This window comes from Pseudomonas sp. UBA5706 (assembly GCF_002419965.1).
Lineage (GTDB): Bacteria > Pseudomonadota > Gammaproteobacteria > Pseudomonadales > Pseudomonadaceae > Aquipseudomonas.
Genome location: NZ_DIHC01000039.1, coordinates 47,639 through 64,188, shown reverse-complemented (window position 1 = coordinate 64,188; position 16,550 = coordinate 47,639). Strand labels below are relative to the sequence as shown.

Genomic DNA, 16,550 nt, shown 5'->3' with positions numbered 1-16,550 from the left:
TTAAGTTCCTCGAGAACACACAATCTGGCCCGACCGCAGCGGTGGTGGCCTTGTCTGTGAGCTGATGCGTCCGCTCTCCAGGCAGGCACGCGCCGTTGTCTGGAGAACACCATGACCACTTTGAACTTCGCTCAACTGCTTCGCGCTTCCCTGCAGGAGCACCACCTCAAGCCACAGGCTGTCGCCAGCCATCTGCTTTCAGCTGACATTGCCCGCTACCTGGACCAACTGGAACTGGCCGATATTATCCGCCTGCTCAATGAACTGCCCCTGGAGAAGCGCGCCGAGGTCTTCGGCTACTTTCCCTTGGAGCGTCAGGCCGCACTGGCCGAAACATTGCCCCGCAGCGCTCAGGTTGCCTTGATCGCCGCTATGTCATCGGACGAACGCGCCGACCTGTTCAACCGCATCGGTCAGCCAGCCCGGGATGCTCTGCTGCCAGCGCTGGCTCACTTGCAACGCGAAGACCTGCGCAACCTGGCCAGCTATGCCGAAGGCACCGCTGGCGCCGTGATGACCAGCGAATACTCTGCGATTTGCGCCGGACTCACTGCCGCACAGGCTATCGACGCGCTTCGTCGCGAGGCAGCGGATGCGGAGACTATCTACCAGACTTATGTGCTCGACGATCAACGCCAGTTGCTTGGCACCGTGTCGTTGCGCGAACTGATCCTGGCCGCGCCGTACGCGCCTGTCACACAGCTGATGATCAAGCCGGTCATCAGCGCGCGCGTTGACACCGATCAGGAAGAAGTCGCGCGCCTGATCAGCCATTACGACCTGCTTGCTTTGCCTATCGTTAACGCCGAGGGCGCTCTGGTGGGCATCGTGACCTGCGATGACGCCATGGACGTCGTCGTCGAGGAAGCCACCGAGGACTTCCACAAAGGCGCGCTGATCGGCAAGCATCTGGGCAATATTGCGACGGCTTCGGCGGCCATGCTTTACCGCAAGCGGGTGTTTTGGCTGGTGCTGCTGGTATTCGGCAATCTGTTTTCAGGCGCGGGAATTGCCGTGTTCGAAGACGTGATAGCGGCCAACATCGTGCTGGTGTTTTTCTTGCCGCTTCTGGTGGATAGCGGCGGCAATGCCGGCGCGCAGTCGGCGACTTTGATGGTCCGTGCGTTGGCGACCGGGGAGGTGGTCCTTAAAGATTGGCTGCGTTTGCTATGGCGCGAATGCTCGGTTGCCCTGGCGCTGGGCGTCACAATGGCCGTTGCGGTAGCCTTTTTGGGGGCGGTGCGTGGCGGCTGGGAAATTTCAATGGTGGTGGCCAGCAGCATGCTGGTCATCGTATTGATCGGCAGCCTCATTGGCATGAGCCTGCCTTTCATGTTCAGCCGCCTGCGGATGGACCCGGCTGTCGCCAGCGGGCCGCTTATCACGTCGATTGCCGATGCGGCTGGGGTTGTGGTTTATTTTGGTATTGCCTCCGCAATGCTGGATCTGACCGTTTAAAGGTATTGGATTGACGGGTGTATCCTCCTAAATCCGCGTCGTGTATTTGTCCACTCATCGATTCCGAGGGTCTCCTGTCGTCGTCCCGTTGAGACGTGAACGATGGCAGGAGCCCACCCTTGCCCTCGGTGGGCACGAAACAGGCAGGTAGCGATGTGTCTAGTTACCCTGCATTTATAAAGTTTTCGCATATTCTATTTTGCTATAAATGTTAGTGCGAATTAATAAGTTCGAAGTTATAGCTTGGGTCTAATATAATTTAAGTACATTTCGCGATGGCTAATATTAATTTAACTTCGCAGAGTGCTCTGGATGGCAGCTAGCTGCAACCAATCATTACCTGTATTCGATTCTCAATCATGGAGAACATCATGGCAGTTGCCGATCTGAAGTATTCAGTAAGTTAATAGCGGCCATACGCGCCGGGGAGTTTGGTGAGATAGAAAATTTATCGAGCAGGCTGGATGATCATACGATTTTTAGCGGCCAAGAGCGCACGACATTTGGTTCTGCCGTCAGAGAGGGAATTCAGTCAGGACTGAAGTCTTGGGTTGCTGTGTCTGAGCGCGAGCGGAAGGCAGAAGGCAACGAGAACGTGCGGGAGGAGGCAATAAAAGAAAAACAAGAAATTGAAAAGGTGCTCAGGGCATTTTGCAATAAACTTATAAAAATCGTGAGGCAGCAGTTAGACTTAGGAGGCGAAACTGTTCACAAGGTTTTATTCGGAACGCTTTTAGGAGATATATACACCTGTTTAGCACGCATTCTACTAACGGAAGAACGTAATTCGGTTATCGATCAGGCGCAGCGTTCTTATAATAAAGCTTTTGACGAAGCGGAGAAAAAATTGAGTACCTTCGATCCCTATAGACTTAGCTCGGCGTTGAGCTCTTCGATTTTTGATTTCGAAATTCTTAACCAGCTGCACAAAGCCTGTGATTTCGCTAAACAAACTTATGATAAGGCGATTGTTGAAATTCCCTCCTTGAACGAAGCTCCCGAAACTCAGGAAGCCTGGGCACTGATGCAGCAACTGCGGGATAAGGTACTTTTATGGGCCAGCTATATTGACGAGGAATAACCGAGGTCGGTGATAAGAATGACACTTGAAAAATGCGTGGGCATGGCTTGATGCGTGCAGATGTCAACGAAATCGTTAGTTGACGCTACGCATCGGTCAGGATCTGGCTTCGATGCGTAGCTTCCCGCGTCATTCGTCTTGCCGGATTTAGATCGCTCCAGGCGCAGCAGCCGCCAACCCCGGCAAGAGACGTAACCTCAACTATTAGGCAACAACCGGCACGTAATGCTCTTGATATAGCGCGTTTCCGGAATCGCCGGGTGTACCGGATGGTCCGGGCCTTGGCCGCCGCGTTCCAGCAACTGGATATTGCGGTCCAGATGGCGGGCGCTGGTCAGGAGGATGTTCTGCAGATCGTCTTCGGGCAGGTGCATTGAGCACGAGGCGCTGACCAGAATGCCGTCCTTGCTGAGCAGACGCATGGCCTGTTCGTTGAGGCGGCGGTAGGCGCCTTCGCCGTTTTTCAGGTCTTTCTTGCGTTTGATGAACGCAGGCGGGTCGGCCACGATCACGTCGAAGCGCTCCTCAGCCGCTTTCAGTTCTTTCAGGGCCTCGAACACGTCGCCCTCGATGCAGGTCACTTTCTCAGCGAAACCGTTCAGCGCTGCGTTGCGTTCAACCCCATCGAGCGCGAAGCTCGACGCGTCGACGCAGAACACTTCGCTGGCGCCGAAGGCACCGGCCTGCACGCCCCAGCCACCGATGTAGCTGAACAGATCCAGCACGCGCTTGCCCTTGGCGTATGGCGCCAGGCGCGCACGGTTCATGCGGTGGTCATAGAACCAGCCGGTTTTCTGGCCTTCCATCACCGGCGCTTCGAATTTCACACCATTCTCTTCCAGCGCTACCCACTCCGGCACCAGGCCAAACGCAGTTTCGACATAGCGATTCAGGCCCTCGGCATCACGAGCCGCCGAGTCATTCTTGAGCAGGATGCCGCTTGGCTTGAGCACTTGAATCAGCGCAGCCAGCACGTCGTCCTTGTGCTGCTCCATGGTAGCGGACGCCAGTTGCACGACCAGAATGTCGCCAAAACGGTCCACCACCAGCCCTGGCAACAGGTCGGAGTCGCCATACACCAGACGGTAGAACGGTTTGTCGAACAGGCGCTCGCGCAGGGACAGGCAGACGTTCAAGCGATGCACCAGCAGCGACTTGTCCATCGGCAGTTTGACGTCACGCGATAGCAGGCGCGCGCAGATCAGGTTGTTCGGGCTCATGGCAACGATGCCCAGCGCTTTGCCGCCTGCTGCTTCAAGAATTGCTTGAGCGCCTGGAGCAAAGCCGTTGAGCGGGGTGGTAGCAACGTCGATCTCGTTGCTGTAGATCCACAGGTGGCCGGCGCGCAGGCGACGATCGGCGTTGGGCTTGAGGCGCAAGCTAGGCAGGGACATGACGTCGCTCCGGAAAAAAGAGCGGGATTATAGCGCGTGATGTTGCTCTAGCGTGGGCTGATGAATAAACGGGGAGCCATCAGACAGTTTCGAAAGGTCTTTGCGACAGATGTCGAAGTGGGGCTGCTAGGGTTAGAATCGCCCCCTGACCTTGAGTGTTTATCTATGTCCCAAGAGCTTACCTCCGAGCAGATCCAGCAGGCATTGCAAGGCATCACCGTGCCGCCCCAGCCGCAAATCATGGTGGATTTGCAGATGGAGCAATACATGCCCGACCCCGATCTGGGGGCGATCGCCCGGCTAATCGCGCAGGACCCCGGACTGTCCGGTGCCTTGTTGAAAATCGTTAATTCTCCTCACTATGGCCTGACCAACAAGATTGCGTCGATCCAGCGTGCAGTGAATCTGCTGGGCAGTCGTTCGGTGATCAACCTGATCAACGCCCAGTCGATCAAGGGCGAGATGAGCGATGAGACGATCGTTGTGCTCAACCGCTTCTGGGATACAGCACAGGACGTCGCGATGACCAGTCTGACGCTGGCCAAGCGTATTGGCTCGCAGACTGTCGACGAATCCTACGCCTTGGGTCTGTTCCACGATTGTGGCGTGCCGCTGATGCTCAAGCGTTTTCCCGAATACATGAGCGTGCTGGAAGAGGCCTACGCCAAAGCCGGGCCCACGTGTCGGGTGGTTGATACCGAGAACCGTGTGCTAAACACCAATCACGCCGTTGTTGGTTATTTCACCGCCAAATCCTGGCGTTTGCCCGAACATGTCAGCAACGCCATCGCCAATCACCACAACGCACTGGCGATTTTTCAGGAAGACTCGGGTCGAAACGCGCCACTGAAGAATCTGCTGGCGATCCTGAAGATGGCCGAGCATGTCTGTGCGTCCCACCGTGTGCTGGGCAATCAGGCTGTCGACCATGAGTGGGACAGCATTGGTCACCTGATCCTCGATTATGTCGGGCTGTCCGATTACGACTTCGAAAACCTCAAAGAAAGTATTCGAGAGCTGAGCGCCCATTGATTTTGTGCGCTCGGGTTTCACCTGCCATTGAGCTGCCCCATGCCTGAATTACCGGAAGTCGAAACCACCCGCCGGGGCATTGCGCCTCATTTGGAAGGCCAGCGCGTCAGCCGTGTGATCGTCCGCGATCGCCGCCTGCGCTGGCCGATCCCGGAAGACCTGGATGTGCGGCTTTCGGGGCAGAAAATCGTAGTCGTCGAACGCCGCGCCAAATACCTGTTGATTCAGGCAGAAGTCGGCACGCTGATCAGTCATTTGGGCATGTCCGGCAATTTACGCCTGGTCGAAGCGGGGCTGCCCGCGCTCAAGCATGAGCATGTGGATATCGAGCTGGAATCGGGAATGGCCCTGCGCTACACCGACCCGCGTCGTTTTGGCGCGATGTTGTGGAGCCTGGATCCGCACAACCATGAGTTACTCATTCGCCTGGGGCCGGAGCCGCTGACCGAGCTGTTCGACGGTCTGCGGTTGTACGAGCTGTCCCGTGGGCGTTCGATGGCGGTCAAGCCGTTCATTATGGACAACGCGGTAGTGGTGGGCGTCGGAAACATCTATGCGACCGAGGCATTGTTTGCGGCAGGCATCGACCCGCGTCGTGAAGCCAAAAGCATCTCCAAGGCGCGCTATATAAAGCTTGCGATCGAGATCAAGCGCATCCTCGCCGCTGCCATCGAGCGCGGTGGCACCACGTTGCGCGACTTTATCGGCGGTGACGGCCAGCCCGGTTACTTCCAGCAGGAACTGTTTGCTTATGGCCGTGGCGCAGAGCCCTGCAAGGTCTGCGGGGCCCTGCTGCGCGAGGTCAAGCTGGGGCAGCGAGCGAGTGTGTATTGCCCCAAGTGCCAAAAATAACGAATGCAGCCACCCCGTATCCTGCAGCTGTGCGGCTTGCCTATTGGCGACGATTTCATAGCCGCAGCCCTCGTCGATCGTGCGGCTACAGAATGTCGCGAATGAAATAGACATCCCCTTGCTTAACCCTGATCGCTGTTTATAGTGAGCAGCATCACTTTTCCTGCTGCGCCTGAAGGATCACGCCATGAGCCCGTTTCGTATTCTTGCTGCTTCGCTGACCCTGGTTTTCGGCCTGCACATGACGTCGGCCATGGCGCAGGTCGAGGCCTCAGGCAGTGGCGATCCGGTTTACCAAATTGATAACCCACCTGCATACGCCATGATTGGTGACTTACTGATCGCACGTCCACTGCTGATCGTGGCAACGGTTGCCGGTGCAGCGCTATTCGTGGTTGCGTCGCCGTTCGCGGCGGCGGGTGGCAACCTGGGCGCCACAGGCAAGGCCCTGGTGGTCGATCCCGGCAAGGCTGCATTCGTACGCTGCCTGGGTTGCACCACCAGCGGCTACGGCAAACACGACTGATCGCCGCAGCCGGGCACCCTGTCCAATGGTGCGGCCGGCCGGAAAATCGCTGAAACGCCCACGCCGCGATGATCACTCGCGGCCTCTACGCTGGCGTTGTTCTTGCGCCACAGCAACACCTGTTCATTGCCGAAGTCGCGTTTTGCCTCCTTCAGCTGATACCCGCGCTCGCGCAAGTCGCTCAACTCTGCATCCGTAAACGCATCCGGCTCATACTCAAGCACATCGGGCAGGTATTGATGGTGGTAGCGCGGCGCCGATGCCCAATTGGCCACGGGCTGATCGTCCAGGTATTGCAGCATCGACAGCAGCACAATGCTGGGAATCCGGCTGCCGCCAGGTGTGCCGAAGGAGGCAAAGGCGCGGGGGCTTTCAATGAAGCTTGGGCTCATGCTGGACAGCGGTCGCTTGCCTGGTTCGACAATGTTGGCCTGGCTGCCCACCAGCCCGTAGGTATTGCTGGCTTTTGGATCGACGGCAAAATCGTCCATATCATCGTTGAGCACCACACCGGTGCCGGGCACCGTGAAAGTCGAACCGAACGGCAGATTCAGCGAAAGCGTTGCCGCAACAGCGTTGCCCTGGTCGTCGAGTACCGAGAAGTGGCTGGTATTGTCACCCTCCCGCCAGCGAGGGGCTGGGGGCAGAGCGCTGTTGGGCGTCGCACTGTGCGGATCGACGCTGGTGGACAGTTGCAACAGGTAATTCGAGGAGAGCACCTGGGCAGTCGGATTGGGTACGAAGTCCGGGTCGCCGAACAGCGAGCGGTCGCGGTAGGCCCGGCGCAGTGTTTCCACCACGTAATGGGCACGCTGGACTTTTGCGGATTCACGCCAAGGCAGCTGCTGCAACATGAACAGGCTCTGCGCCAGCGCAATGCCTCCCGCGGAAGGGGGCGGGGCGCTGATCAGTTCGCGCTGATCGGCCAACTGGAAGCGCAGGGGCGTACGGGTGATGACCTCGTACTCCTCGAAGTCATGATAATTCCAGATTCCACCTCCTGCCCGCACCCCACTGACCATCGCCTGCGCGGTCAGACCGCTGTAAAACCCGGCGCGGCCCTGATCGGCCAGCCGATCCAGCGTCTGCGCCAGTTCCGGTTGCCTGATGATTTCGCCTAACGCCGGCACGTTGTTGTTACGCAGGAACAGCCGGGCGCTTTCCTTGTTGGCGCGTAAGGCGAACAGCCGCCAGCTGGCGCGTTCGCGATACAACTCGTCCACCTTGAAACCGCTGTAGGCAATCCGTATGGCCGGCGCCATGGAGATGCTCAGTGGCAGGCGACCATAATGCTCGGCCAGTTCGACCAATGCCGCAGGCAGGCCGGGAATCGCCGCTGCCAATGGGCCGTTCAGGGATAAATCCGGCTGCACGATGCCATTGCGGGTGAACATCTTGAGTCTGGATTTGAGCGGCGCTTTTTCTCGCGCATCAAGGAACTGGTACTGCACCGGGTCGCCCGCCTGGCGCAGCAAAAAAAAGCCGCCGCCCCCCAGGCCCGAACCATAGGGCTCGACCACGGCAAGCGTCGCACTGATCGCGATGGCGGCGTCGAACGCATTACCGCCGTCGACCAGGATTTCCCGGCCGGCGGCGGTGGCTATGGGGTGAGGACTGGCGACGGCGGCCTGATCGGGATGATCAGGACTGCCTTCAACCGATAGGGCGCACAGCAAAAGTGCTGCGCCAAACGAGGAGGGTACCCACGTAAGCTTTAATGTCATGCGTATCTCGCTCAGGTCAACAGGCATTACAGCCAGTGTCTTCGGCGAAATCGCGGATGCCGACAGGAATATGCCTTCGTTTATGCCTTGCTTGTTATCAACTGGTATTTGGCCATCAGCTCATCTTTGCTCTCGACGTGGTTTTCATCCAGGGGGATGCAATCCACAGGGCAGACTTGCTGGCATTGCGGCTCGTCGTAATGACCAACACATTCGGTGCACAGGTTCGGGTTGATCACGTAGATCTCTTCACCCTGGGAAATCGCTTCGTTCGGGCACTCGGGTTCGCAGACGTCGCAGTTGATGCAATCGTCGGTGATGATCAGGGACATGGATACTCCTGCCACGGTCGACACCGGGGCATATCAAAACTAATGCAGCGAATTGTGCCGCATTAGTGAGCGGTATGCACCTGTGCATCACTCAGGAACCCGGCTGGAACTTCTCCTTGAGCGCCTGGGCGACGGCCGGGTGTACGAATTTGGTGATATCCCCGCCCAGCGCCGCGATTTCCCTGACCAGCGTAGATGAAATGAATGAATAGCGTTCGGAGGGGGTGAGAAAAAGACTCTCCACGTCAGGCGCCAGCTGTTTATTCATGTTTGCAAGCTGGAATTCGTACTCGAAGTCGGAGACCGCACGCAGGCCTCGTAGCAGAATATTGGCGTTCTGCTCTTGGGCGAAATGCGCCAGCAGGGTGGAGAAGCCAACGACTTCGACGTTGGGCAGGTGCTTGGTCGCTTCTCGAGCCAGCTCGACCCGTTGCTCCAGCGCAAACAGCGGGTTTTTCTTGGGACTGGCAGCGATGGCGATAACCACTTGGTCGAACATGCGCGAGGCTCGCTCGACCAGATCGCCGTGGCCCTTGGTGATCGGGTCGAAGGTGCCTGGGTACAACACTCGGTTCATCGCATCGTCCTGATCGGAATCCGTTGGGGACTGGGATGGTATCGCAGCGCGACGAGGCGGCCAAGTCGCGGCAGCGCCGGGAATGTGCGAGCTCTAGAGTGAGCCCTGTTGAAGACATCGCAGGCTGCGACGGCAGCCAAAGCGATAGGTCAGTGACGAAGGTATTCACTGACACGCTGCATGGGCGGGTAAGGCTGACTCTGCGGCCCAGTACGCATCGGGATTGGGCGCAGGCCCCGGACTCAACGTACGAAAAGCCTGTAAATAAGCTTCTGAATCGACCGGCCATAGGGCGGATAGATGAGCCTCGCGGCGTTGAAACGCTGCTTGATGAAGACCCCCTTAGCCTTGCTGAATGTCAGGAATCCCTCGCGGCCATGGTACTGGCCCATGCCCGAAGGACCGATCCCGCCAAAGGGCAAGTCATCCTGTGCCACATGCAGCAGGGTGTCGTTCAAACACACACCGCCGGAGTGCGTCTGCTCCAGCACCCGTTGTTGCTCCGCCTTGCTGTAGCCAAAGTAGTACAGCGCCAAAGGCCGCGGTCGCTGGTTGATGTAGGTAAACGCTTGTTCAATGCGCTGATACGGCACGATCGGCAGCAGCGGGCCGAAGATTTCGTCCTGCATTACCAACATGTCGTCGCTGACATCGAGCACCAGACTGAATGGCATGCGTCGTCCCTGGCCCTGTTCGTACAGCGAAATGATCCGCGCGCCTTTACTGCTCGCATCGTCCAGATAGCTGTTGAGCCGAGCCATCTGCCGGGGATTGATGATAGCGGTGTAGTCTGGGTTGTCGGTCAGCGTCGGATAAAAACCGTTGACCGCCTGGCGGTAGGCATCAACGAACTCGTCCACTCGATGTTCGGGCACCAGCACGTAATCCGGCGCTACGCAGGTTTGTCCGGCGTTCAGTGTTTTGCCGAAAGCGATGCGTTCGGCCGCGTCCTTGATCGGTACGTCATGGGCGACGATGGCTGGGGATTTACCCCCCAGCTCCAGCGTCAGCGGTGTCAGGTTCTGCGCTGCTGCGCGCATTACATGGCGTCCGATGCTGGTCGCGCCGGTGAACAATAAATGATCAAACGCCAACCTGGAGAACGCCTCGCCCACTTCGGCCTCACCCAACACGACAGCGACCAGGTCCTCGGGAAACACCTTGGCGAACAGCGTTTTGAGCAACGATCCCGTGGCGGGCGTCGACTCGCTGAGCTTGAGCATTACCCGATTACCTGCGGCCAGGGCGCCCACCAGCGGGCCAATCGCCAGATACAGCGGGTAATTCCACGGCACGATCACGCCAACAACGCCCAGCGGCTGATAGATGACCTTCGCCGATGCCGGCTGAAACGCTAGACCGACGCTGCGCCGCGAGGGCCGCATCCATGTTTTCAAATGGCGACGAGCATGATGGATGTTGTGCAGGCTCGGCATCAGTTCGGCGAGCAACGTCTCGTCGGCGCTGCGGTGGCTGAAGTCTGTGCTGATCGCGGCGATCAACGCCTGGCGTTCGTCGCTGAGCACGCGGCGCAGGTTGTCCAGCCACTGAAGGCGTTGCCCGGCGGGCGGCATCGGGTTGTCTGTAAACGCCTGGCGCTGCATGTCGAACAGTTGTTCAAGGTCCGTGCGCGAGGAACCAGCACCAGCGGGAAGGGGCGAGCACACGGATTCGAACGTCATCACTGCGGTTCCTTTTGACTTTATAGAGCGGTTCTAGAGTCAATGCTCTATAAAGTCAAACGACACGCCTGATCAACACCAGCACTTGCGCTAAGATCCGGCACATCTGTGTTACACCCTACGTTCGAGTCGAGCATGGCCCCGCGTATCAAAACCCTACGAACCAATACCCGCGAACGTATCGTGCAGAGCAGTCTGGAACTGTTCAACCTGCAGGGCGAGCGCAGCGTCAGCACCAACCATATCGCCGCGCACATGGAGATTTCGCCGGGCAACCTGTATTACCACTACCCTAACAAGCAAGCGATCATCGCCGAGTTGTTCAGCGAATATGAAGCACGCGTGGATAGCTTCCTGCACCCGCCGAAGGGGCGACTGCCGAACGTCGAAGACAAGCACCATTACCTGATTGCCATCCTTGACTGCATGTGGCGCTACCGTTTTTTGCATCGCGACCTCGAGCATCTGCTTGACGCCGATCCAGAGCTTGCAGCCCGCTATCGTCGCTTTTCGCAGCACTGCCTGATCAAGGCGATGGCGATTTACGACGGTTTCGTTGCGGCGCGGATACTGGACATGGACAAGGTGCAGATCGAGTCGCTGACCCTCAACGCGTGGATCATCCTGACATCCTGGGTGAGGTTTCTCTGTACCACCCGAGAGAGCGCCACGCATCTGAACCAAGACGCTATCCGTCGCGGTGTGTACCAGGTATTGGTGCTGGAGCTGGCCTACGTTACGCCCCAGGCGCATGACGCCGTACATGCGTTATGTGCAGAATTTTATGTGCCGCTGAACAAGGCACTGGAAGACGCCAATTGAAATGCGTCTTTATCTTCTAATAGCTTGTCTTATCGCTTAGTCACTTTCACTGTCTGCAGGAGCCGTCATGTCCATCGCGCAATTGATCAGCCCGCAACAACTGGCCGAACGCCAGACGAAGCCAAACCTGGTGATTCTGGATTGTCGTTCTTCCCTGGAGGATCAGGACTACGGCCAGCGCAGCTACGCAGAAGGGCATATCGCGGGGTCTTGCTACGCCGACCTGCTCAACGACTTGAGCGGCCCGATCACCAAGGGGGTGACCGGCCGCCATCCGCTGCCGGAACCGCAGGCATTGATCGAGCGTCTGCGATTCTGGGGCGTCAACAACGATAGCGACATCGTGCTCTACGACGATGGCCCCGGTGCTTACGCCGCTCGTGCATGGTGGCTGTTGGCGTGGCTGGGCAAGCGTGTTGGCGTGTATATCCTCGATGGCGGCCTCAAAGCCTGGCATGCCGCCGGGCAGCCACTGAGCCTGGACCCGCCCGGACATCCCAAGGGCTGGTTCGACGGCAAGCCCGACGACTCGTTAATACTGAGCGCAACCGAGGTGCAGCAGGAGAAAGATCAGCCGGACGTGACGTTGATCGACGCCCGTGCCCCGGCGCGTTTTCGGGGAGAGGTGGAGCCCATCGATCCGGTGGCGGGACACATTCCGGGCGCGCAGTGTGCCGCCTTTACCGACAACCTCGGTCCGGACGGCCGTTTCCTGCCAGCGGAGCAACTCAAGCAACGCTTTAACGACGCCCTGAACGGCCGCCCGCCGGAGAAACTGGTCGCCTATTGCGGCTCAGGCGTAACCGCCTGCCACAACCTGTTCGCCCTGTGCATGGCCGGCTATCCGCTGGGGCGTTTGTATGCCGGGTCCTGGAGTGAATGGATCACCGACCCGCAGCATGGGGTCGCAAAAGGGGAGTGAGGCGAGCGGGTCTTGCGTGGGCTGACCTGAACGGCAGCCCATTCACTGAGCCATGTGCCTAGCGCACAAGCTTCTGATCCGGGACCACGAAGCCCCGGTAATTGGCGTCGATGAACTGTTTCACTTCAGGTCCCGTCAGGTACTTCGCCAGCAGGGTTACCCGCGGATCATCAAGCATGTCGTTGCGGGCGTAAATCAGGTTGGCGTAAGGATTGTCGGTCGTGTGTTCTCGCACCAGCGCCCGAGAAGGGTCGATGCCGTTCGAGAGAGCGACGTCACCGTTGATGAAACTTGCGTCGGCGTCGGGTAAGGCTTTGGCACGCAGCACCGTGTCGGTGGGGACCAAGTGCAAGTGCCGAGGGTTCTCGACGATCGACTTCTCGCTCACGGAAATGGCCGCCGGCGAGCTGTCGAGTTTATCCACGTTGAGTTTGATCAGGCCCAGGTCCTGAAGAATGAACAGCGATCGGGGCAGGTTGGTTTGCTCGTTGGGGATCAGGATTTTTGCGCCGTCGGGCAGATCGCCAGCGCTTTTGTATTTCTCGGAGTACAGGCCGAAGGCATTCAGCAGAACGGTCGCCTTGCCGTCGAAGTTATCGAGTGTGGGGTGTGCCGCCTTCCAGGTATTGACGTAAGGCTGATGCCCGGTGAAGTTCACGTCGGTGTCGCCGCTGGCGAGCAGTTCGTAGGAATCCAGCGCGCCGCTGCCACCGCTGGTGGTCAATTTCAGCGTAAGCCCCGATCCGTCTGCGTCTGCCAGTTTCTGCACGAAGCGAACGATGTCGCCTTGGGGCGATGCGGTGGCATAAATTTTCAGCGGCGTGTCAGGTACGGTTGTGCCCTTGTTGGCGGTGGTTGCCAGCTCGCTGGCCGATGCGTACGCGTACTTGCCCAGCACCGGTAGAACCAGCGCGGCGCCCACGGCCATCACTCCAATGGCGGCACTGCGCAGTACTGTGCGTCTTGACTTGGCTCGTGTGTTTTCCATGATTTCTCTTCGACAAGGGGTGGGCGGGGCTGACTGCTGGATAGGTGTAGCTAGCGCTTGTGACTGCGTGCGCGGATCCACACGTCGCCGGTCACCTGAATCAGTTGCACGATGATCACCATGGCAAATACCGAGATGAACATCAGTTCGCCATAGAAGCGCTGGTAACCGAACTCGATGGCAAAGTCGCCGACCCCGCCCGCACCCACGGCTCCGGCCACCGCCGTGCCTTCCACGGTGCCCACCAGAATGATGGTGATAGCGTTCAGCAGGCCGGAGAATGACTCGGGCAGCAGCACGCGGAAAATCAATTGGATGCGAGTCACGCCCATGGATCGGGCGGCCTCGATCCGGCCTTGGTCGATCTCGCGCAACGCCGCTTCCACCAGCCTTGAGAAGAACGGCGTGAATCCCAGCACCAATGGAATAATCGCGGCGATGGGCCCAAGTGTGGTGCCCACCGCCGCTCGGGTGATGGGAATCAGCAGCACGATGAGGATAAGGAACGGGATGGAGCGCCCAATGTTCACGGCCGTGGTCAGCAGGTAATAGAGCGCCGGCCTCGGCGAAATGGACTGCGGCGCAATCAGGTACAGCGTGGTTCCCACTGTCAGCCCGAACACGATGACGCAAGGGCCGGCGATGGCAATCATGTAGAGGGTCTGGGCCAGTGCGGCCCAGAAATCCGGTAGGTAGCTTTGCCAGGTCATTGGGCTCATGGGGCGCTCGAACGGATATTAAAGATTGACGGTGATCATCTGGTCGGTGAGCCACTGCCTGACCTGCAGCACATCGACCCGGGTTTGCGGAGGGCGCGGGCGAAACCTCACCTGAAACCGTGCAACCGGGGTCTTGCCCAGGTTGTCGACGCGCCCGGACAAGATCGAGAAATCGATACCCAAGACACCGGCCAGCGTGGAGAGAAGCTCGGTCTGGGTTTCGGGGTGTTCGAAAATCAGGTCGAGGGTGTCCGGGCCGCTTTGCCAGGCAGCGTCCTTGTTAAGCGGCAGGAGATGATCCTTGAGCGCCGAATGCTCCCGCTGGATGACCTGCGTGAGCGTGCCGGTTTCGGTAATACGCCCATGTTCGATCAGCACGGCGGCGTCGCAGGCGTAACGAATAACGTCCCAGGAATGGGTGATCAGAATGACGGTGAAGCCATAAAGCCGCTTTAGCTCAACCAGCAGATCGAGAATCGTCTGGGTGGTTTGCGAATCCAGGGCACTGGTGGCTTCGTCGCACAGCAACACTTCGGGGTTGGTGATCAAGGCGCGTGCAATGCCGACGCGTTGCTTTTGCCCGCCGGACAACTGCGAGGGGTAGTGTCCTTCGCGATCGTGCAGGCCGACCTTGGCAATCAGCTCACGGGCGCGTGCATACCGCTCAGCGGCCGGTATACCGCGGATTGCCAATGGAAAAGCGACGTTGTCGAGCACCGTTTTACCGTGGAAAAGATTGAAATGCTGGAAGATGGTCGACACTTTCGACAGGTATTCGCGTTGCCCTTTGGCATCCAGCAGCGCAAGGTCCTGGCCATTGAATTCGATGATGCCCGTCGTGGGGATTTCCAGCAGATTGAGCAGGCGCAGCAGGGTGCTTTTACCGGCACCCGACGTGCCGACGATACCCAGAAAGGAACCGCGCTGGATTTCCAGCTCAATATCGGACAATGCGGTCGTTGCTGTATTGTCGCGGGCGAAGGTTTTACTGACGTGGGCCAGACGGAAAATCGGATCACTCACTGCAGCTGTCCTGGGTGATATTCGCGTGCGCGAACAAATCAGACGTCAAAAACCGCCGACATCAGAAGTGCCGCCAATCATTCAAGAACCGCATAATCAGTGCATCTTGTTATAGCTGAAAGGAATTTTTAATTCTTTGCTTATAACCTTCGACATGTGAGTAGACCCTCGCGGTCCATGCGTTGCTGGCTCCCTAGCTGTCCGGCCTATCGGCGGCAGCGCCCTTGAGCTCACCGCCGCCGGCAAGCCGCACGGCTATCGGGTATCGGGTATCGGAGCTGCACCTCAGATCTGCCCCAGTGCCCACCGCAGCAAAAAGAACGCCATCAACCCGCCACCGATGGTCGCTAGCAGATTGCGGCTGAGCGCGGCTATCCCGATTGCCGCGATGCCTGCCAGCAGGTAGGCGTTAGTCCACGACATCTGCCAGTGCTGTCCGTCGGGCAACAGCATTCCTGGCACAACGATAGCGGTCAGCACCGCCGTCGGCACGTAATGCAGCCCCTGTCGCACAACGGGCGGGAAGCGCAGGTTCGGCCAGGCGAAGAGGCTATAGCGCATCAGAAAGGTGATCGCGCTCATCCCCAGAATCAGCCACCAGTCACTCATGGGTGAGCTTCCTTGGCCGAGACGTCGCAGGGTTTTGACAATGGGTGGCGTTCGAGCAAAACCCCTACAGCGATACCACTGAACGCCGCAGCCATCAGGCCCAGTTTGTACGGCCACGACCAGGTCAGCAGGGCGACAGCACCTGCCGCCAGGGCTGCAGCGACTTGCGGCCGGTTGCGCAGAAGGGGCACGACAATGCCAATGAAAGTCGCCAGCATCGCGAACTCCAGACCCCAACTGGCGAGGTCCGGTACGGCCTGACCGAACAGCACACCGACCAGCGAGCTGATGACCCAGCAGGCGTACAGCGCGCTGGTCACGCCCAGCCAGTACCAATGCGTCAGTGGCCCACGGCCGTGCAACTGGTAATAGCGCTGGACCACTGCGAAGGTTTCGTCGGTGAGCCAGAAGGCCAGCAGCAATCGCCAGCGCTGCGGCAGGCCCTGGACCTGAGGCTGCAGTGTGGCGCTGTAGAGCACATGGCGCAGATTAACGATGAAAGTGGTGAGCAGAATCACCACAGCACTCGCGCCCGCGCCCATGAGGCTGACGACGATGAATTGTGCGGACCCTGCATAGACGAACAACGACATACCCACCGCCTGCCACAGCGACAGGCCACCGACCCCGGCCAGGGTTCCAAATATGATGCCGAATGGCGCAACGCCGACGAGCATGGGCACGCTGTCGCGAAGGCCGCGAACGAACAGTTGATGACGGGACATGCGATTTCTCCTTATGCCCCTGATGTTAGGACCTTCGCGGGAAGGGTTTCTAGAACGATCTTGCACGGCCGTGCTGCTGCAAAC

The 16,550-nt window shown here is 58.7% G+C and carries 17 protein-coding genes; 7 read left to right on the top strand and 10 right to left on the bottom strand.

What is annotated here, in order from left to right; all coding sequences use genetic code 11:
• Window positions 1-111 precede the first annotated feature (111 nt).
• Together mgtE and B3I26_RS19235 are read left to right on the top strand one after the other, a co-directional pair.
• Entirely contained in the window at window positions 112-1,458 is a 1,347-nt protein-coding gene (gene mgtE, locus B3I26_RS19240) for a magnesium transporter (RefSeq protein ID WP_296259941.1), read from the top strand.
• Between the two features lie 556 nt (window positions 1,459-2,014).
• Entirely contained in the window at window positions 2,015-2,539 is a 525-nt protein-coding gene (locus tag B3I26_RS19235) for a 14-3-3 family protein (RefSeq protein WP_296259939.1), read from the top strand.
• Window positions 2,540-2,736: 197 nt separating this feature from the next.
• On the opposite strand, the gene B3I26_RS19230 is transcribed toward B3I26_RS19235, so the two are convergent.
• Entirely contained in the window at window positions 2,737-3,933 is a 1,197-nt protein-coding gene (locus B3I26_RS19230; protein ID WP_133752339.1) for a class I SAM-dependent rRNA methyltransferase, read from the bottom strand.
• A gap of 219 nt (window positions 3,934-4,152) precedes the next feature.
• Between B3I26_RS19230 and B3I26_RS19225 the strand changes: the two genes are divergently transcribed.
• The 3 genes from B3I26_RS19225 (at window position 4,153) to B3I26_RS19215 (ending at window position 6,343) form a co-directional block, all read left to right on the top strand.
• On the top strand, window positions 4,153-4,965 hold the full coding sequence (locus B3I26_RS19225; protein ID WP_296260030.1) for an HDOD domain-containing protein: 813 nt from the start codon (window positions 4,153-4,155) through the stop codon (window positions 4,963-4,965).
• Between the two features lie 39 nt (window positions 4,966-5,004).
• Window positions 5,005-5,817: a bifunctional DNA-formamidopyrimidine glycosylase/DNA-(apurinic or apyrimidinic site) lyase gene (gene mutM / locus B3I26_RS19220; protein ID WP_296259934.1), complete on the top strand. Its 813-nt coding sequence runs from the start codon at window positions 5,005-5,007 to the stop codon at window positions 5,815-5,817.
• Between the two features lie 187 nt (window positions 5,818-6,004).
• Window positions 6,005-6,343, top strand: a complete 339-nt coding sequence (locus B3I26_RS19215; RefSeq protein WP_296259932.1) for a multidrug transporter — start codon at window positions 6,005-6,007, stop codon at window positions 6,341-6,343.
• Here the strand turns inward: B3I26_RS19215 and ggt are convergent.
• The 4 genes from ggt to B3I26_RS19195 all read right to left on the bottom strand — a co-directional run bounded on the left by ggt (window position 6,325) and on the right by B3I26_RS19195 (window position 10,658).
• Complete coding sequence (gene ggt / locus B3I26_RS19210) at window positions 6,325-8,067, bottom strand: gamma-glutamyltransferase (RefSeq protein ID WP_296259931.1); 1,743 nt, start codon at window positions 8,065-8,067, stop codon at window positions 6,325-6,327. The two genes, B3I26_RS19215 and ggt, sit on opposite strands and share 19 nt — an antisense overlap.
• 80 nt (window positions 8,068-8,147) lie before the next feature.
• A complete protein-coding gene (locus B3I26_RS19205) occupies window positions 8,148-8,399 on the bottom strand; it encodes a YfhL family 4Fe-4S dicluster ferredoxin (protein ID WP_074752410.1) in 252 nt (83 codons plus the stop codon).
• A 91-nt stretch (window positions 8,400-8,490) separates the two neighbouring features.
• Window positions 8,491-8,976, bottom strand: coding sequence for a pantetheine-phosphate adenylyltransferase (gene coaD, locus B3I26_RS19200; protein WP_296259929.1), 486 nt, complete (start codon window positions 8,974-8,976; stop codon window positions 8,491-8,493).
• A gap of 242 nt (window positions 8,977-9,218) precedes the next feature.
• Window positions 9,219-10,658 carry a coniferyl aldehyde dehydrogenase gene (locus B3I26_RS19195; protein ID WP_296259928.1) on the bottom strand — a complete coding sequence of 480 codons (1,440 nt, stop codon included), beginning with the start codon at window positions 10,656-10,658 and terminating at the stop codon, window positions 9,219-9,221.
• Between the two features lie 135 nt (window positions 10,659-10,793).
• Here B3I26_RS19195 and B3I26_RS19190 point away from each other — a divergent pair, with 135 nt between their 5' ends.
• The gene (locus tag B3I26_RS19190; protein WP_296259925.1) at window positions 10,794-11,480 is read left to right on the top strand and encodes a TetR/AcrR family transcriptional regulator; all 687 of its coding nucleotides are present in this window, start codon (window positions 10,794-10,796) and stop codon (window positions 11,478-11,480) included.
• 67 nt (window positions 11,481-11,547) lie between these two features.
• The gene (locus B3I26_RS19185) at window positions 11,548-12,402 is read left to right on the top strand and encodes a sulfurtransferase (RefSeq protein WP_296259923.1); all 855 of its coding nucleotides are present in this window, start codon (window positions 11,548-11,550) and stop codon (window positions 12,400-12,402) included.
• A gap of 58 nt (window positions 12,403-12,460) precedes the next feature.
• Here the strand turns inward: B3I26_RS19185 and B3I26_RS19180 are convergent, their stop codons facing one another.
• The 5 genes from B3I26_RS19180 to B3I26_RS19160 all read right to left on the bottom strand — a co-directional run bounded on the left by B3I26_RS19180 (window position 12,461) and on the right by B3I26_RS19160 (window position 16,466).
• A complete protein-coding gene (locus tag B3I26_RS19180) occupies window positions 12,461-13,390 on the bottom strand; it encodes a MetQ/NlpA family ABC transporter substrate-binding protein (RefSeq protein ID WP_296259922.1) in 930 nt (309 codons plus the stop codon).
• Between the two features lie 50 nt (window positions 13,391-13,440).
• Window positions 13,441-14,109 carry a methionine ABC transporter permease gene (locus B3I26_RS19175; protein ID WP_296259920.1) on the bottom strand — a complete coding sequence of 223 codons (669 nt, stop codon included), beginning with the start codon at window positions 14,107-14,109 and terminating at the stop codon, window positions 13,441-13,443.
• A gap of 18 nt (window positions 14,110-14,127) precedes the next feature.
• The gene (locus tag B3I26_RS19170; RefSeq protein WP_296259918.1) at window positions 14,128-15,132 is read right to left on the bottom strand and encodes a methionine ABC transporter ATP-binding protein; all 1,005 of its coding nucleotides are present in this window, start codon (window positions 15,130-15,132) and stop codon (window positions 14,128-14,130) included.
• Between the two features lie 285 nt (window positions 15,133-15,417).
• On the bottom strand, window positions 15,418-15,741 hold the full coding sequence (locus B3I26_RS19165; protein WP_296259916.1) for an AzlD domain-containing protein: 324 nt from the start codon (window positions 15,739-15,741) through the stop codon (window positions 15,418-15,420).
• The gene (locus B3I26_RS19160) at window positions 15,738-16,466 is read right to left on the bottom strand and encodes an AzlC family ABC transporter permease (RefSeq protein WP_296259914.1); all 729 of its coding nucleotides are present in this window, start codon (window positions 16,464-16,466) and stop codon (window positions 15,738-15,740) included. Before B3I26_RS19160 ends, B3I26_RS19165 begins: the two co-directional genes overlap by 4 nt.
• Window positions 16,467-16,550: the final 84 nt, after the last annotated feature.

What these genes read in the sequence shown, in the direction of transcription:
- B3I26_RS19180 (WP_296259922.1), bottom strand. Translation starts at nt 13,390, where the DNA reads ATGGAAAACACACGAGCCAAGTCAAGACGCACAGTACTGCGCAGTGCC.
- mutM (WP_296259934.1), top strand. Translation starts at nt 5,005, where the DNA reads ATGCCTGAATTACCGGAAGTCGAAACCACCCGCCGGGGCATTGCGCCT.
- B3I26_RS19230 (WP_133752339.1), bottom strand. Translation starts at nt 3,933, where the DNA reads ATGTCCCTGCCTAGCTTGCGCCTCAAGCCCAACGCCGATCGTCGCCTG.
- B3I26_RS19195 (WP_296259928.1), bottom strand. Translation starts at nt 10,658, where the DNA reads ATGACGTTCGAATCCGTGTGCTCGCCCCTTCCCGCTGGTGCTGGTTCC.
- ggt (WP_296259931.1), bottom strand. Translation starts at nt 8,067, where the DNA reads ATGACATTAAAGCTTACGTGGGTACCCTCCTCGTTTGGCGCAGCACTT.
- B3I26_RS19160 (WP_296259914.1), bottom strand. Translation starts at nt 16,466, where the DNA reads ATGTCCCGTCATCAACTGTTCGTTCGCGGCCTTCGCGACAGCGTGCCC.
- B3I26_RS19205 (WP_074752410.1), bottom strand. Translation starts at nt 8,399, where the DNA reads ATGTCCCTGATCATCACCGACGATTGCATCAACTGCGACGTCTGCGAA.
- B3I26_RS19215 (WP_296259932.1), top strand. Translation starts at nt 6,005, where the DNA reads ATGAGCCCGTTTCGTATTCTTGCTGCTTCGCTGACCCTGGTTTTCGGC.
- mgtE (WP_296259941.1), top strand. Translation starts at nt 112, where the DNA reads ATGACCACTTTGAACTTCGCTCAACTGCTTCGCGCTTCCCTGCAGGAG.
- B3I26_RS19175 (WP_296259920.1), bottom strand. Translation starts at nt 14,109, where the DNA reads ATGAGCCCAATGACCTGGCAAAGCTACCTACCGGATTTCTGGGCCGCA.
- coaD (WP_296259929.1), bottom strand. Translation starts at nt 8,976, where the DNA reads ATGAACCGAGTGTTGTACCCAGGCACCTTCGACCCGATCACCAAGGGC.
- B3I26_RS19190 (WP_296259925.1), top strand. Translation starts at nt 10,794, where the DNA reads ATGGCCCCGCGTATCAAAACCCTACGAACCAATACCCGCGAACGTATC.
- B3I26_RS19165 (WP_296259916.1), bottom strand. Translation starts at nt 15,741, where the DNA reads ATGAGTGACTGGTGGCTGATTCTGGGGATGAGCGCGATCACCTTTCTG.
- B3I26_RS19185 (WP_296259923.1), top strand. Translation starts at nt 11,548, where the DNA reads ATGTCCATCGCGCAATTGATCAGCCCGCAACAACTGGCCGAACGCCAG.